The following is a 15,555-nucleotide window of genomic DNA, read 5'->3' as shown; positions in this document are numbered from 1 at the left end:
ATTGGTTATCAAATGGGGACGGAAACTTAAAAACAAAGGAAATGCTATTATCACAATTTAAATGCGAAACAGCTTACTTTATTGGGCAAAGGTGTTAACATAAGTCATTAGTCATTAGTTGTAGGGGGGGTTTCACCAGCCAAACAGAACTCCCCCCCCAAATACATATAAACCCGCCCTACAACTATAAATTTTAAACTACCAACGTTATCAAAAAGTTAAGAAATTAGTAAAATATCTCACATCTAACAAACCTCAAGCATTTTTTCACATCTTCCGATCTCTCCATTCTCTTTCTCTGCGCCCTCTGCGCCCTCTGCGGTTAATTTTTTTTTAAAATCTTTCTCAAAAATGATTGAGACTTGCGATATAACATTCTTAACACCCTTCCTTCAATCTAAAATCTAAAATCTAAAATCCCATGGCCCGCCACCTTCTCAAAGCTAACTGCAAAACCGTACACTTGGGCGGTTTTTCTCCGAATATCGAACCTGCTTTAAGGGTGGATTCGGGCGATCGCATCGATATCGAAACCTATTCAGGATATTATGTTGCTGACAAAGCCCCGCGCGAATTTCTCACCCCCGAATTTTTAGAGATTTGTCAGAATTTGCCTCCCAACCGCAAAGTTGGCCCCGGGCCCCACTTGCTAACAGGCCCGATTTATGTTAATGATGCCGAACCGGGAGACGTTTTAGAAATTCACATTGAGGATGTTTACCCGAGTTTACCAGTAGGATTTAATGCAATTCGCGCCGGATGGGGATCTTTGCCTGAGTATTTTCCCGAATCGAAATTGCGATTTATTCCGCTAGATTTAGAGCAAAAAATTGCTGAATTTCCCGCAGGTAGCGGCATTCGGATTCCCCTGCATCCTTTTTTTGGAATTATCGGCGTTGCCAATGCAGAAATCAACCGTTCTTCTATTCCTCCAGAGCGCTACGGCGGCAATATGGACAATCAGGAACTCCAACCAGGAACGCGGTTATTTTTACCTATTTTTATGCGCGGTGGTTTACTGTCCATCGGCGACGGACATTCGGCACAAGGAGACGGTGAAGTTGACGGTACTGCCATTGAAACTTCGATGAACGGGACTATTCAAATCATCTTACGCAAGGATTTATTTCTGATATTTCCGTTTGCTGAAACGCCCACTCATATTGTGATTATGGGATTTGGTAGAACATTAGATGAAGCGTTTGAGATGGCGGTAAAACAGACGGTTTATTGGCTGCAAAAGTTTGCAGGTTTCACAGAGGAAGATGCTTATGTTTTGTGTTCCATCGCGGTAAATTTTCGGATTACGCAGGCTGTCAACAATCCCCAAAAAGGAGTTCACGGAATGATGCCCAAGTGTATTTTGCCGGAGGTGAAAATTATTGGTCACCGAGTTTGAGGTAGTATGATAACACGCGATCGACAAAAAAATTAAGATCGCGATCGCACAATCTACACAAATTTGTCACTGCTGTGGCCGATCGGGATCGCCATGCTGTTGACAATTAAGCTTAAAATGAGATAAGTTACAATATCTACCTAAATCGAACTCAACATGAAAAACCAGACTGACGATGTTGCCAAAAAAGATTTAGTCGATCGAGCTTTTGGGAGTGCAGCAATACCAGATCCGACAGCGTGGGTGCACGAACATTATTTTCTGGCTAATTTCGCCGATACTCTGGCCAACATTCAAGAACATTTGTCTGATGAGAGTTGTGAAATCGCCGAGAATGGCGACTCTGGCGAGGGGATATTATCGATCGATGCTAAAATTAGAGATCTGTTGAGAGCTACTTTTAGCGACGACGGCTGGCAGTATGTCGAAAGTTTATTGTGAGTTTGGTAAAATGGATAACTATTTGTACGTTCATAACTTTAGATCGTCAATTCTACCAGTTTAAAAAAAGAATGCAACTGTAGGCCCGTACTCCTAACCCTGAGATCGTCACTCATTCCTAATTCTTCAATTCTTTAATCTAAAACCTCAAATATTATCAGTTTCCTCCCCCAACATTGACTAGCAACTCAGAGGGCCGGGGTGCATTTCCACCACAATTTGACCCCAAAAACGGATACTAGCGAAGGACTCCTCTTGTGGATATCTCAATATTTTAGACTAAGGTTCAAGATTCCCAATTTACCTGTGGAATAAATCAAAAATTTCAAATTTCAAATTTCAAATCGACTGACGTATTGTGATGTAGGATACTCTACGTCAACCCCAAATTACTGTCGCTAGGAATTTCGATCGATCGCAAAAATTCCGCACTTTCTTCCGGCAAAGCAGTATTGATAAACATCCCGCTGCCCAACTCAAATCCAGCTTGCTTGGTGACTCTGGGAATAATTGCCATATACCAGTGAAAGTATTTTGTTGCCCGTTGGGCGATCGGCACCGATCGAATATTATAGTTGTAATCGGGATTGTTCAATCCGTAATAAAACTTAGCTAGTACAGTTTTAACAGTCTCAGCAAGATCCGTAATTTCCGCATCAGTAATCTCATCAAACGAAGAGGAATGCCGGCGCGGAAAAATCCAAGTGTGGAAGGGTGAAAGTGCAGCGTAAGGGATAAACGCCACAAAATGTTCACTCTCAAAAATTACTCTTTCTCCTGCCGCTAATTCATCTTCCAAAGTCCGGCAAAACAGACATTCTCCCGTGTCGTCAAAATATCTAATAGCTTCGTCGATGCGGCTGCGAAATTGACTTGGTACAACGGGCGTCGCTGCTATCTGCGAGTGGGGGTGTTCGAGAGAAGTTCCGGCACTTTCCCCGTGATTTTTGAAGATAATAATTGTTTCAATGTAGGGATTTTTTCTAATTTCTACATAGCGCTGGCGGTATACTAAAAGTATGTTGGCAATTTCTTCAACCCTCAACAAAGCTGTCGTCAAATCGTGTCGCGGGTGTTCGACAATTACTTCGTGAACGCCGATTCCCGCCATCGTGCGGTGAATTCCCGATGATATCCTCATCCATTCTGCTGTCGGGGAGAGGGCGGGATATTTGTTGTGAATTGCCCTGACTTTCCACCCGGTGCGATCGCCCAAACGGCAAGTTTCTAAGGTTCCATCTTCCTCATTGCCTACACAAAACGGGCAATCGGCACGGTGCGGTGGCACTACTGCTGCCCACTGTTTTTTGTTAGCGAATTGATCCGGTCTTGTCGCCCGTTCCGTGGCGATAATTACCCAATCTCTGGTAATTAGATTTTGTCTAAGTTCAGACATTTTCTTACCTTCAGTTTCCGGGTCAAATTGTCTCTTATTTTAGATATATAATTTGTGATTTGTCATCGCTTTTTGGTAAAATCTTAATAAATCTTGACTTTTAAATTTCCGGCTTGTAGTCGGCTAGATACCAGAATTATTCAATAATTCTGGTGTCTAAAGTGGGTAAAGCTAATAGCAGTTTGAAGAAGTGAAAAAGAATCGTAAAATCGCATCTCTTGTCGGGCTAAAACTGACACTGTTTACCGAGTTATTATGTCCGGTGAATGTTACCAAGCAGTTACCCAGCAAATATTTCCGAAAAAACACTGTTGAGATCAGTTCTGTTATTTGTTAGTGGTTATTGGTTAGTTGATGACTTCGGTCTGAGGTTGGGCGATGCCCTAGGGGATAGCTGCGCTTCACGGGCTTATTTGAAAAAACCAGGGTCGATTTATCTCAAAAGCAATATGAGAGAAATTATGTCGATTTCGGGAATAGAATGTCCGCCACTTTCAACTCAGGGTTGCACTTGTTCAATTGGGATTTGTGGAGATTGCAGTCAGAACTAAATCAGGTTGATTGTCTAGCCTTTAGTTTTACAGTTTCTCAAAAATCGATCAAAGTTACGATCGGCTAAAGTTGTCTCCAAGGCGGAATCGGTGCCAGAGTCTGATAAAGTCCGCAGTCTTTGTATCCTTAAGCGTCCTGCGAGGATGGCGACTGACTTTGGAGTGAATTAGGACATTCGGGCGGCGATCGCATCTGCATTGACATATTCAAAACATTCTCAAAATAAAAATTTGGTAATAATCTCGGGAAAACTGTAGTTTTGCCTGAACAGTTAGGGCCACCAACGATGTAAATATTTGGCAGAATAGTAATATTAATTTTATCGCTTGTCTCTGAGTTTCCCTCGGCTGGGACGAGAGTTTGTGTAGGATTGGTTTCAACCGCCCAATACTCAAAGGGATAACTAACTATTCCTTCCCTCCCCATGAAATCTCAACCCAGCGGCGGAATAGTTCGACAGTAATACAGTAGTAACCATCAATTTCTAGAACCACATCGTGGCGTTCGAGAGTTTTTAGTGCTTCCTGTAAACTTATCTCATCCATCCCTGTTTCTTGACTCAGCCTGTCGAGATTCATTCCTTCTAAGTGAGGTGCTAAGGCTTTTAAAATCTCCTGTTGTCCCGATGCGCCTTGCGTTGCTTGACCCCAAACTCCTGTAAAATAGTAGCGACCTCTGCTGAAAAAATCCGGGTCATCGATGACTGTTGCTACGTCTTCTAGTGTAAACATTGGATCGCGGGGGCGTCCCATTTCAAATACTTGGTCGTTGTAGAGGCGGACTAACAGAAATCCTACCAATTGCGTGAGGTAGGGTTGGCCGTGAGTTAGTTCATAAATGCGATCGAGGGCTTCTGGTTTGTAGTCGAGGAGAAAATCATCATCGGGATTGGCTAAAACTCCGCGAGTTGCACCTAGACTCAGGAAACCTACTCGGATGGGGATAATGCTAGCAAAAAAAGGATTGAAATAATCCTGGGTCATTTCATCCAAGGTGTGCAATCCGGCAAAAGCAAAGGCTACTTTAGAACTCATTTGCACCATCCCTCGCAAAAAACCGATAAAATCTTGATTGATGTTCCCAGCGTCTATCAATTCTTCAATTTTTTCAAACTCGTCTAAAGCAACGATCAATCCACTTTCTACATTTGCTATTACTTGTTCGATGTAGCGTCCAAAAGTGAGATAGGGTAAATCGAGTAAATCGCCATCGGCAGGAGGTGCAATCTTGACTGTTTTGGCAATGGCATCGGTGATGAATATTAGCAATTCCCCGGCTCCTTGAGAGCAATCTCCTACCCGCAGCAAATTGACATAAGCCACCTGTACTTTTGAGCCTAAGCACTTGCTAGCATTCAACAAAATCGAAGTTTTTCCCATCCGCCGATGACCGTAGAGAGCCACAGATTGAAGCTGATTGCCTTTTACCCACAACTCCTCTAGCTGTCTGATGATGTCTTCGCGGCCGACAAATAGATTGCCTTGGACTGGATCGCCAATTAGATAGGGGATACTGACTGGTTGAGTAATCGAAATATCTCCGATTTTCCCGGTCACTTGCAGTAATATTTCTTGCCAGTATTTGGCAGTTAGAATAATTAAAATTCGTTCACATTGTGGTATAATATCTGGACTATGGAGGAGAGTTTCAAGCTCACCTAATGCTCGGTTGAGGGCAAGGGAACGGGCAGAACGAGATAGGCTATTCTGGACGAGTTGAACGTCGGCAATTACCCGCCGTAGAGAGGCAATTGCTTCCCAAGTAGTCCCACGCAGCAGAGGTGGATTGGGGGAAGCAGGCAGTTTCAGGGAAGCAATCTCGGCTAGTTCTGCTGTTTGGTGAAAATCTGTGAGAATCTGCGCTAATGTAAACATCTCGTCTCCATAAAGCAGATCTCGCACTACAGCGAAAGCTTCTGTAGCTTTGTCTGGTTTTTGCTCGTGGAGATACCAGAAACCAGCGGCAGAGGCACGGACAGGAGTATTTAAACGAATTTCTGTTTGAAAACCAGCTTGAATTTGTTGTCGCCAAGGTGCGGGGATGAAAAAACCTGCTACTGCTTCTGACTTCATTACTTCACTTAGAGAAGCTGAGGCAAAACGCACCAACTTCCAATCATAAGGATCTTCTGATAATTGAGCGACGCGATAGAGGAGTTGGTCTTTTGGTGTCTCTGCCAGTACACGATTTACAGCTTTAACAACAGGGATAAACTGAAGGGTAAATCGTAGTAATTGGCTAATGTTGTGCAATCCTGTTTCCCAATCCCGCCTCAGCCAATTAGCTATTTGAGAAGACAGGTAGGGAAGAGGAAGTGGGGTAATGTGAGGAAATTGTCTATTTTGCTGTTGACGCTGGAGTAGGGTAAACGGTAAAGCGAAAAGCCAATTTTCAGGACGTGCGAACGCCACGCCGAACGCCACGCCGAACGCCACGCCCACCACGCCCGCCACGCCCGCCACGCCGAACTCCGCGCCGAACGCCACGTCCAACGCCACGCCCCCCACGCCGAACGCCACGCCCAACGCCACGCCCAACGCCACGCCCAACGCCACGCCCAACGCCACGCCGGACGCCACGCCCAACGCCACGCCCGACGCCACGCCGAGCTCCACGCCGGACGCCACGCCCAACGCCACGCCCCCCACGCCCGTCACGCCCGTCACGCCCAACGCCACGCCCCCCACGCCCAACGCCACGCCGAACGCCACGCCCAACGCCACGCCCAACGCCACGCCCAACGCCACGCCGAACGCCACGCCCCCCACGCCGAACGCCACGCCGGACGCCACGCCCCCCATCACGCCGTACGCCACGCCGAACGCCATGCCCAACCAACCGATAGAAATGCCTATTTCCTCGAAAAATCTACTCAAGCCTACGGGGATAACAATGATTAACATCAAGGCTTGTAGAATTAACTGACACTGGACGGAATTTTGACGCAACCACTCCCACTTTTCTCCCCAGGTTTTGGCGTCTTCTAAATTAGATTCACCCCCAAAAGTAGACTCATACCACCGCAAAGCTTGAGGAAAGAAAAACACCCAATATAACAATCGCAGGTAATCTAAAGGATTCCACAAAGAAAGAGGACGCTTCAGTTTGGGAGCTAAATCTAACCGAGGAACAGGGCGATCGTTTTGACTCATAAATAGGTGGGGATGAATAAACAGGACTTACGCACGGGTGGTGAGAAACCGGGTTTTTTACCGCATTTGCGATGCGCTAACGAAATATTTTCGTAAAAAACCCGGTTTCTGGGCCCCATGTGTGAGTCCTAGTTGATATAACGAGCATAAGTTTGATAGCACAACTGCATCAATTTCTGAGGATAGCCGCCACTTTCAGCAATTAACCCCGCAATTTCTGGCTCAGTAAAATGCACTGGCTGAGCAACAGGTGTTAACCAGGAAGCCTGGAGGCGACTAGCAATAAATTCGCGGCAGATTTTTTCATCCCATTGCTTCAGATTTTCCTCAAGGCAAATCCCTTGGAAAGGAGATTTTTTGTCTTGACTATCAGGAAACAGGACATCAAGAGGGGTGGAGGCGGCGACAACTAGACGCAAAGGTGCGTCACTTCTATTTGCCAAACCCCGCAATTGGTTGCGTACTTGGTTAGTAAATCCATCCCAGATCATGTTTTCGACTTCATCTAAAAGCAACAGGAATCGGAATTGGGGCGAATCTAAAGCCAGTGATAACTCAGTACCCTTTGCTTTCTCGATACCCGTTAATCTGCACAAAGCACCGTAAAAGTCATTTTCATCGTAAACATCTTCTAAGTTTAGGTAAATGGGTTTGCGAGGCTCACGGAGTTGATTTGGTGCTTCTCGGTAAATGGCTTGTAGCAGAGAACTTTTGCCAATCGCTCTTTCGCCAATGATTGCTACGCTACTGCCACTATTTAGCGTATCAAATACCGCTCTAATTTCCCGTTTTCTACCAAAGAAAAATTGCGGTTTGTCTATCCTGCCACTAAGAGGAAAAAATGGATTATTGTAGTTGATATTTGGTTGTTCTACTTCTGCGGTTGGATTGTCATTTGGTAAAGGTATTTGGGGCGATGGCGTTCCATTGGGTTCTCCAATTTCCTCCCAATCCAATCCTAAAGCCTTGCAAATTGCAACAAAATACTGGGGCTTGACACCTTTCTGGGTGAAAAATTTATGAACTATACCAAGACTGATGCCTGTCTGTGAATGTTTGCCTTCCCCCAGCACAACACGCTCAGCTAAGTCTTGGCGACTCCAGCCTTTACCTGTTTGAGCTGTTTTTGCTTTTTCGATTCCTGCCTGGGATGCTTTGAGCGTTGGTTGCGGCATAGCCAAATTACAAACCTTTTAAGTATTATAGCGAGCGATCGCCAACCAAACGCATCCTAAACGCATACCAAACTCATACTAAGTGAAACCTATACACAGGCTGACTTTCAAGCTTTTCCCCTTTAAGATTAAAACATATCCAATAAGAAAGTAGCAATTATGAAAGCTAAACCAAATATGACACCTGCTAAACCCAAATCTACTAAAATGACTCGTAAAAACACTCCTACTCAATCTCCCTCTCGTTTCCAGTACGTCTTCGCCACTGTTATCTTTTTCACCTCACTTTCTGGAGGCGTGTCTTTCTGGATTAGTACCGAAGATCGGCCATCTCCCCAACAAGTTCGCATTTTTGAGACTTGCAATAGCACTTGGAATATGGGTGTGGGTGCGATTTTCGGACTTTTAAGTAGTAAGGTAGTTCAAGATGATGATGATGATGATAATGAGTAATCTCTGATAGTTTATTTGCAAAAAGGCGATCGCCCTTCATGTTTAAAAGTGCGATCGCTCTTTCAAAAACCCTAACTCCTGCTCAGACATTTGACGTGCTACACTCAGAGTATCGTCACAGCCACAAACAGAATGCAAACCATTACCATCACAATTCCAGACGATCGCCTGCACAAGCTCCAAGAAATCGCCAACCGCCTCGGCGTTTCCCTAGAAGCATTACTGCTTGCCGGCGCTGAAAACTTGCTCGCACCACCAGAAACATCCTTCCAAAATGCTATGGAATACGTCCTCAAAAAGAATACTGAACTTTACCAAAAGCTCGCGTAATGCGGTATCTAACTTTAACAGAAGTCTTAGAACTTTATCGGCGCATTATTGAGCAGTCTGGCTGCGCTGTCATATTGTTCCTAATTCTATTTGAGAAATTCGGGCTCTGAAAACTAAACTGTATTATGCCACAGTGCGATCGCCCTTCATCTCCAAAACTCCGTGAAGCGTAGCTATACCGTAGGGAATCGCCCTTAATCTCACTTCCCTTAATTACAGAACAAACTCGGCTCTACATGAAAAAAACTTCCCAGAATCAATGCCAGCTCTTTACCAATATCTCGATCGCCGTTAACCACTTCATACACTCTTTTTTCAGAGCCAATCACTCCCACCAAATCCGCAGGCTGTAACTCTCTTTGTTCTATCAAAAACAGCAATATTGAATGAGGCGTTGCTGTGAGTCCTGGTGCATAGTATTCTTGCTCAAATTTTTCAATTAATGCAATTAGCAATTCATATAACTCGTCTTCTTCAGGAGTGCGATCGCCCCGGTGCATTAACTCTTCCACCATAGCCAGAGCCTTCTCATTATCCGCTTCATTTCTAATTATTTTAGGTTGATACAGAGACAATAACTCTTTGTATTTATCTGGATTAAAAGTAAGGGTCATTTTTCCATTTCTCCTTATCATACTCAGCATGGGTGAGAATATATTTGATATAAATTAATTGGCTTTCATAATCCATACTAACGATTAATCGATAATTATTACCTTTGATATTAAAAACTGTAAACCCCCCAACTGCTTCGGCTTTAGGAAAAACAGATTGTACCTCAATTAAGTTAGACCATTTAGCCTTGCTAGCAATTTTAAACCAGTTATCCAAAGCTTCCCCGCAATCAGCATGAGTTTCGCTGTATTCACGCACCCGTTTGTAGCTGATTATGTGCATCTACTATACGCAATTTAAACTAAGTTTTAGTTGAGCTCAACCAATTTCTTTGGTCAAGAGCGATCGCCCTTAATCTGCAAAAGGTAGAATAGGCCGGAAAGCCTGTTCCTAGAACCCCATTTGTGGAACAGGCCCGAAAGCCTGTTCTAGGTAATCGCAATTAACTACAAGAAAAATGACTCTTTGTGGAACAGGCCCGAAAGCCTGTTCCCAACAAAATCCCTACATACAAATTACGAATCCCGATCGAGCTTCAGCACAGCCATAAAAGCCTCCTGCGGCACATCCACAGTACCCACAGACTTCATCCGCTTCTTACCCTTCGCCTGCTTTTGCAGCAACTTCTTCTTCCGCGAAATATCACCGCCGTAACACTTCGCCAAAACATCTTTCCGCAAAGCCGGAATGTGCTCCGAAGCAATCACCTTCGCGCCAATTGTCGCTTGAATCGGCACCTTAAACTGGTGGCGGGGAATCAACTCCTTGAGTTTTTCCGTCAACCCGCGGCCCACATTATAAGCCTTATCGCGGTGTACGATCATCGCCAAAGCGTCAACCGGATCGCCATTAATTAAAATGTCCAATTTCACCAACGGATTTTCGCGGTAGCCAATGATGTGATACTCCATGCTCGCATAACCGCGCGATCGCGATTTCATCTGGTCAAAAAAGTCCGTCACCACCTCCGCCAAAGGCAACTCGTAAACTAGCGTAGTTCTGCCTTGACTCAGATACTTCATATCCATAAAAATGCCCCGCCGACTTTGAGACAGTTCCATCAGCGCCCCCACATAAGTTTCCGGCGACAGCATTTCTACCCGCACATAAGGTTCCTCAATTTTCTCGCGATACTGAGGATCTGGCAAGTGGCTGGGATTATCAATTGTTAAGAGTTCTCCTTTAATTGTTGTGACTTGATAAACCACAGAAGGAGCCGTAACAATTAAATCCAAATTGTATTCTCTCTCCAGTCGTTCTTGCACAATTTCCATGTGCAGCAAACCCAAGAAACCGCAGCGGAAACCAAATCCCATCGCACTCGATGTTTCCGGTTCGTAAGAAAGCGCCGCATCGTTGAGTTCGAGTTTTTCTAAAGCTTCCCGCAAATCTGGAAATTGGTCAGCATCGATCGGGAACAAGCCACAAAAAACCATCGGCTTTGCTTCTGTATAGCCCGGCCAAGGCTCCGATGCAGGCTTTTTGACCAAAGTAATCGTATCGCCGACGCGAGCATCAGCTACTGCTTTAATTGCCGCGCCCAGATAACCAACTTCCCCCGCGTGCAGTTCGTCTACAGGAACTTGAGTCGGTGAAAGGATGCCCAATTCATCGATGACATATTCCTTACCCGAAACCATCAATAAAACTCGATCGCCCTTTTTGACACTTCCGTCCATCACCCGGAAATACACAATTACCCCGCGATAAGCGTCGTAATAACTGTCAAAAATTAGCGCCCGCAGCGGTTTGTCAACAGTATCCTGCGGCGGCGGCACCAATTCGACGATCGACTCCAAAATCTGATCGATACCAATTCCTTCCTTAGCAGAAGCCTCAATTGCCCCGCTACAGTCCAGACCGATAATTTCTTCAATTTCCCCTTTTACCCGTTCCGGTTCTGCCCCGGGCAGGTCAATTTTATTTAAAACTGGAATAATTTCCAAATTGTTTCCCAAGGCAAGGTAGACATTTGCCAAGGTTTGTGCTTCCACGCCTTGAGATGCGTCTACCACCAGCAGCGCCCCTTCGCAAGCAGCGAGCGATCGCGACACCTCGTAAGAAAAGTCCACGTGTCCGGGAGTGTCGATCAGATTGAGCACGTACTCCTGACCGTCCTTGGCAGTGTAATTCATCCGAGCCGCCTGCAGCTTAATCGTAATGCCGCGTTCGCGCTCGATATCCATATTGTCTAAAAACTGCTCCTTCATCTCCCGTGCCTGCACAGTCCCAGTCGCCTGCAACAGGCGATCGGCCAAGGTGGATTTTCCGTGGTCGATGTGAGCAATAATCGAAAAATTGCGAATGCGAGATACAGGGACGTTAGTCATGTTTTTTGTCAAAGAGCTAATCGGCAAAGGATACTTTTTGTTGTATGATTACACAAGCAAGAGTAGAGTGCTTACTTCCACCTCTTACTGGGATTGAGATCAAACCACAACTGAGGCAAACCTCAAGAGTATCAGTTATTACCCTTTCAAGTGTCCGACCGAGCCCGGACACCCAAAAGGAAAAAACTTTTCTCTCTCTCATTGTACAGAAAGCGGTTAAGCGGTTGAGGAAAGGTTGGGTGCAAATCAGGGACTTCAAATATCTAGTCCAGTCGGTTGTCATCAAAAGAATTGAAACTTAAGAATTAAAACTAGGATTTTTTAACTATGAGCGAATCAAGAATACCATCCCACAGTTCCTCAGAAAAAGTCGAACTGTCCATCCATATCGATCCTGAACTGCTAGACCAAATTAAGCACTTGACGAATGACCCCAGCAAAGTCATTGAAACAGCAATCAAGCAGTGGCTCAGAGGCGAGCGCCGCGAAGACGAGCTGGCTCTGAATTTGCGCCGCAACCCCCCAGTCCCGCCGCGCGGCGAGTGGAACGACTGAGGTTCTCTTGCACCAGACGGCACGCGCAAATCTGCGGGCTGTAAAATTTAGATCGCGCCGGCGATCTCCGGCAGATTTCGCCGCGAAAGCTACAGGTTGTTCGGAGCAAACTGCGCTAACTCGCAACCTCGGAACTCTTCAAGGTGACGGAAAAAATGCGCGATCGAGTCCCCGACTTGAGTTGTTCGCAGCCTTAGATTTTGGCGTAATTTTCAAACTCGATCGTTAATCGGTGCAGATTCCTAACTCCTAAATCTTAATTGTTATTTTTTAATTACCCAAAACGGCTGACAACAAAGAGTTTTGAGCTTTGAGTTGAGTTCAGAATTAAATAATTAATTTTTTTTGAGTTCATTGATTACTAAAAAATCAATGGTATAAGCCTAAAATTGTTGCGAATGGTGAGTTTTGATCGTTAATTTTTAATTAAAAAGTCAACAACTTTTTAGTGGATTAATAACTCACAACTTAACGGTCGAAGCCCAAAACAATTTGGAGTCGTGAGTTTTTAATTAAAAACTCACGACTCCAAAATCAGAACTACTTTCATCCTCTACTCTGATGGACTCTAACACAGATTTCCGGCGATCGAGCCTCGCCTCTACAGCCTTTTTTCAAGAGTTAGGGGCAGAATTAGTATTTACCCAAGACGCCTCTGGTCGATATCTATCTTTTTACTGGCAAAAAGCCGAGCAGTACAACCTCACATCAGAACAAATTGTCGATCGCCCCCTCAGCGAAACCCTGCAACCCATCGCCCCTGAGCCTTATCTCGATATCCTGCGGCGGGCGCTCGAAACCCTCGTACCGCAACGGTTCAGCTATCCATTTTGCCACGCCGGACAATATTTTCTCTTCGATTTAACACTCACTCCGGCGATCGACTCAAACGGCAAAGCTGCAAAAGTCTTAGTTATGGGAAGGCTGCTGTCTGACAAACCCACAGACAGACCGCCAGATTCACCAGAATTCATGCTCTATCGAGCTTTGCCATCCCCCTCGGACGCCTACCAACAAATGATGCTTTCTGCGAGCCGCATCCCCGGTCGATCGCTCCCTCCGTACTCGGAAATCGACCGCAAAACCATCTCCCAAATCGCTCAAAACCTGCATAAAACCCTCGACCTAGAGACAATTTGGCAGCAAACTGTTAACAGTTTAGGTCAAGTCTTGAACGCGAGTCGCTGCATCATCTGTTCCTACACAAAAGACAGTGAAAATCTCGAATCCTCCCCGTTCCTAGCCTCGGAAAATCAACAAAATTATTCAGCCGCAGCAGCCGAATTACAACAGTCAATTGCCAGCGACCGCTCGCCCCCGCTTTCCCCAGCTCAAATCGAAACTCTCCAATCGAAAATTTTTAAAGTAGTAGCTGAGTACCGCCAAGAACCTTACTCTTCTATGCTGGGATTAGAACTGCGCGCAGTTGAACAGCAGGGGTGGATTCAAACTTTAGCCACCCTAAAACCAGTAGCAGTAGATTACGCCTCCCCCATAGCCGATCCCTTCCACCGTCATTCCGTGCTCGTAGCAGCTACTTCCTATGAAGACCAACCCAATGCACTGATATCTTTGCACCGCTGCGGCAGTTCCCCGAAATGGAGTCCTGTCGAACTCGAATTCGCCCGCGAGTTAGTCGCTCAAGTCGGCAGTGCGATCGCCCACGCTACACTTTACCAAGAATTAGAACAGGCCCGCGCCGAAGCCGTAGCTCTTTCCCAACTTAAAAGTCAATTTCTTGCCAATACTTCTCACGAACTCCGCACCCCCCTCAACGGCATCCTCGGTTTCCTGAAACTGCTTGTGGACGGCATGGCAGATGACCCAGAAGAAGCGCACCAATTTATCGAAGAAGCTTACCGCTCGGCAATACATTTGTTCAATGTGATTAACGATATTTTGGATGTCGCTAAAATCGAAGCTGGCAAAATGGAGTTAGACCTCGCTCCCGTCCAACTCGGCGAACTCTTGCAACAAGTTGAGAATTTCACACGGGTTCAAGTCGAGCAAAAGCGATTGCAATTTCAAATCCAAAAACCCGCTGTGGAAGACGAGATTATTTTGTATGGCAACTACCAACGCCTGCTTCAAGTAATCTTGAACCTCACGGGCAATGCAATTAAATTTACCGGGGAAGGGGGAATTCGCATCAGTGCCGAAGTTATTAAGAAAAAGGTGACTGTTGACAACCAGCAGTTCCCCGGAATGGTAAAAATTCGAGTCGCTGATACTGGCATTGGGGTTTCTCTCGACAAGCAAGATAAATTATTTGAGTCGTTTTTTCAGGTGGACGGCGATCGTACCAGGCAATACGGCGGCACCGGTTTGGGATTGGCTATTTCTCAAAAATTGGTAGAAGCAATGGGGGGTACAGTAAATTTTTACAGTATGGGGGAAGGACTGGGATCGACTGTTACTTTTACTGTGCCGCTTTATCAAGAACCACTATTGAAAAATTAATCACTGGTAATCAATCATCGGTAATCGATCGTCTGGAGTTTGAAGTAATCAGGAGTCAGCAAGAGGGAATTAGGAATTAGGAATTAGGAAAAAAACAGCTATACCAGTTCTCAACTTTCGTGCGGGACTCGCTAGCTTTCTTACCAATTAGCAATTACCCAACTGTACATCACTCACTTGAAAATTGCCTAAAAAATTGCTATATTCGTGTATCCGCGAGTTCCATTTCGTGAATAAAGGTCATCGATAATTGGTAATTATCCTACAAACACAGTTCGATCGCCAGTGTATCAATTTTAACTTTTCTACGTCGCCAAGCTCCCTCCTTGGGATTTTGGAACTCAGATCGATCGCCCCCGCCGCTTCCGGGCCCTACCCACAATTGGCATCAATGGAATCTGGGGGGTACGGATAACAAAGCTCATCTTTATCTGTCCGCTGGGAGCTAACACCTCCGATTAAACCCCCGTAAACCGCCAACTTTACAAGAACTTAATGCCAGCTTGTACCACTGATTCAGCTTCCCAACCCCCTACAGTAAAGGATTATTTAGAATACTGGATACTCTCTGTTCTCTGTGAAAATCATAAAGATCTTGTAAAGACACCGAAACTACTTAGTAACTGTAGTTTAGACTAAATAAAGATGAGAACGGTGGCTTTCAGAAGAACTAGAGCCACCGCGCCGGGAGAGAATA

At 45.3% G+C, this 15,555-nt stretch carries 12 protein-coding genes; 6 read left to right on the top strand and 6 right to left on the bottom strand.

What is annotated here, in order from left to right:
- The first annotated feature begins 421 nt into the window (after window positions 1–421).
- On the top strand, window positions 422–1,399 hold the full coding sequence (locus QUA78_RS29555; RefSeq protein ID WP_333304651.1) for an acetamidase/formamidase family protein: 978 nt from the start codon (window positions 422–424) through the stop codon (window positions 1,397–1,399).
- Window positions 1,400–1,555: 156 nt separating this feature from the next.
- Entirely contained in the window at window positions 1,556–1,840 is a 285-nt protein-coding gene (locus QUA78_RS29550) for a hypothetical protein (protein ID WP_333304652.1), read from the top strand.
- A 373-nt stretch (window positions 1,841–2,213) separates the two neighbouring features.
- Here QUA78_RS29550 and galT read toward each other — a convergent pair whose 3' ends face one another.
- From galT to QUA78_RS29535, 3 genes are all read right to left on the bottom strand, one after another.
- Window positions 2,214–3,236, bottom strand: a complete 1,023-nt coding sequence (gene galT / locus QUA78_RS29545; protein WP_333304653.1) for a galactose-1-phosphate uridylyltransferase — start codon at window positions 3,234–3,236, stop codon at window positions 2,214–2,216.
- 959 nt (window positions 3,237–4,195) lie between these two features.
- On the bottom strand, window positions 4,196–6,940 hold the full coding sequence (locus QUA78_RS29540) for an ATP-binding protein (protein ID WP_333304654.1): 2,745 nt from the start codon (window positions 6,938–6,940) through the stop codon (window positions 4,196–4,198).
- Between the two features lie 128 nt (window positions 6,941–7,068).
- Window positions 7,069–8,115 carry an ATP-binding protein gene (locus QUA78_RS29535; protein ID WP_333304655.1) on the bottom strand — a complete coding sequence of 349 codons (1,047 nt, stop codon included), beginning with the start codon at window positions 8,113–8,115 and terminating at the stop codon, window positions 7,069–7,071.
- A 159-nt stretch (window positions 8,116–8,274) separates the two neighbouring features.
- Here QUA78_RS29535 and QUA78_RS29530 point away from each other — a divergent pair, with 159 nt between their 5' ends.
- Both QUA78_RS29530 and QUA78_RS29525 read left to right on the top strand, forming a co-directional pair.
- On the top strand, window positions 8,275–8,568 hold the full coding sequence (locus QUA78_RS29530) for a hypothetical protein (protein WP_333304656.1): 294 nt from the start codon (window positions 8,275–8,277) through the stop codon (window positions 8,566–8,568).
- Between the two features lie 132 nt (window positions 8,569–8,700).
- The gene (locus QUA78_RS29525) at window positions 8,701–8,898 is read left to right on the top strand and encodes a DNA-binding protein (RefSeq protein ID WP_333304657.1); all 198 of its coding nucleotides are present in this window, start codon (window positions 8,701–8,703) and stop codon (window positions 8,896–8,898) included.
- A 209-nt stretch (window positions 8,899–9,107) separates the two neighbouring features.
- Here the strand turns inward: QUA78_RS29525 and QUA78_RS29520 are convergent, their stop codons facing one another.
- The 3 genes from QUA78_RS29520 to lepA form a co-directional block, all read right to left on the bottom strand.
- Entirely contained in the window at window positions 9,108–9,512 is a 405-nt protein-coding gene (locus QUA78_RS29520; RefSeq protein WP_333304658.1) for a transcriptional regulator, read from the bottom strand.
- Complete coding sequence (locus QUA78_RS29515; protein ID WP_333147832.1) at window positions 9,496–9,795, bottom strand: type II toxin-antitoxin system HigB family toxin; 300 nt, start codon at window positions 9,793–9,795, stop codon at window positions 9,496–9,498. Before QUA78_RS29515 ends, QUA78_RS29520 begins: the two co-directional genes overlap by 17 nt.
- A gap of 233 nt (window positions 9,796–10,028) precedes the next feature.
- Entirely contained in the window at window positions 10,029–11,843 is a 1,815-nt protein-coding gene (lepA, locus tag QUA78_RS29510) for a translation elongation factor 4 (RefSeq protein WP_333304659.1), read from the bottom strand.
- A gap of 327 nt (window positions 11,844–12,170) precedes the next feature.
- On the opposite strand from lepA, the gene QUA78_RS29505 reads away from it, so the two are divergent.
- Window positions 12,171–12,398, top strand: a complete 228-nt coding sequence (locus QUA78_RS29505; protein ID WP_172191156.1) for a type II toxin-antitoxin system CcdA family antitoxin — start codon at window positions 12,171–12,173, stop codon at window positions 12,396–12,398.
- A gap of 561 nt (window positions 12,399–12,959) precedes the next feature.
- Window positions 12,960–14,858: an ATP-binding protein gene (locus QUA78_RS29500; RefSeq protein WP_333304660.1), complete on the top strand. Its 1,899-nt coding sequence runs from the start codon at window positions 12,960–12,962 to the stop codon at window positions 14,856–14,858.
- Window positions 14,859–15,555: the final 697 nt, after the last annotated feature.

Origin of the sequence: Microcoleus sp. K4-B3 (assembly GCF_036704615.1) — a bacterium.
Classification (GTDB): domain Bacteria; phylum Cyanobacteriota; class Cyanobacteriia; order Cyanobacteriales; family Microcoleaceae; genus Microcoleus.
Note: the sequence above shows the minus strand (reverse complement) of the source record. Positions and strands in the feature narration are given on the sequence as shown.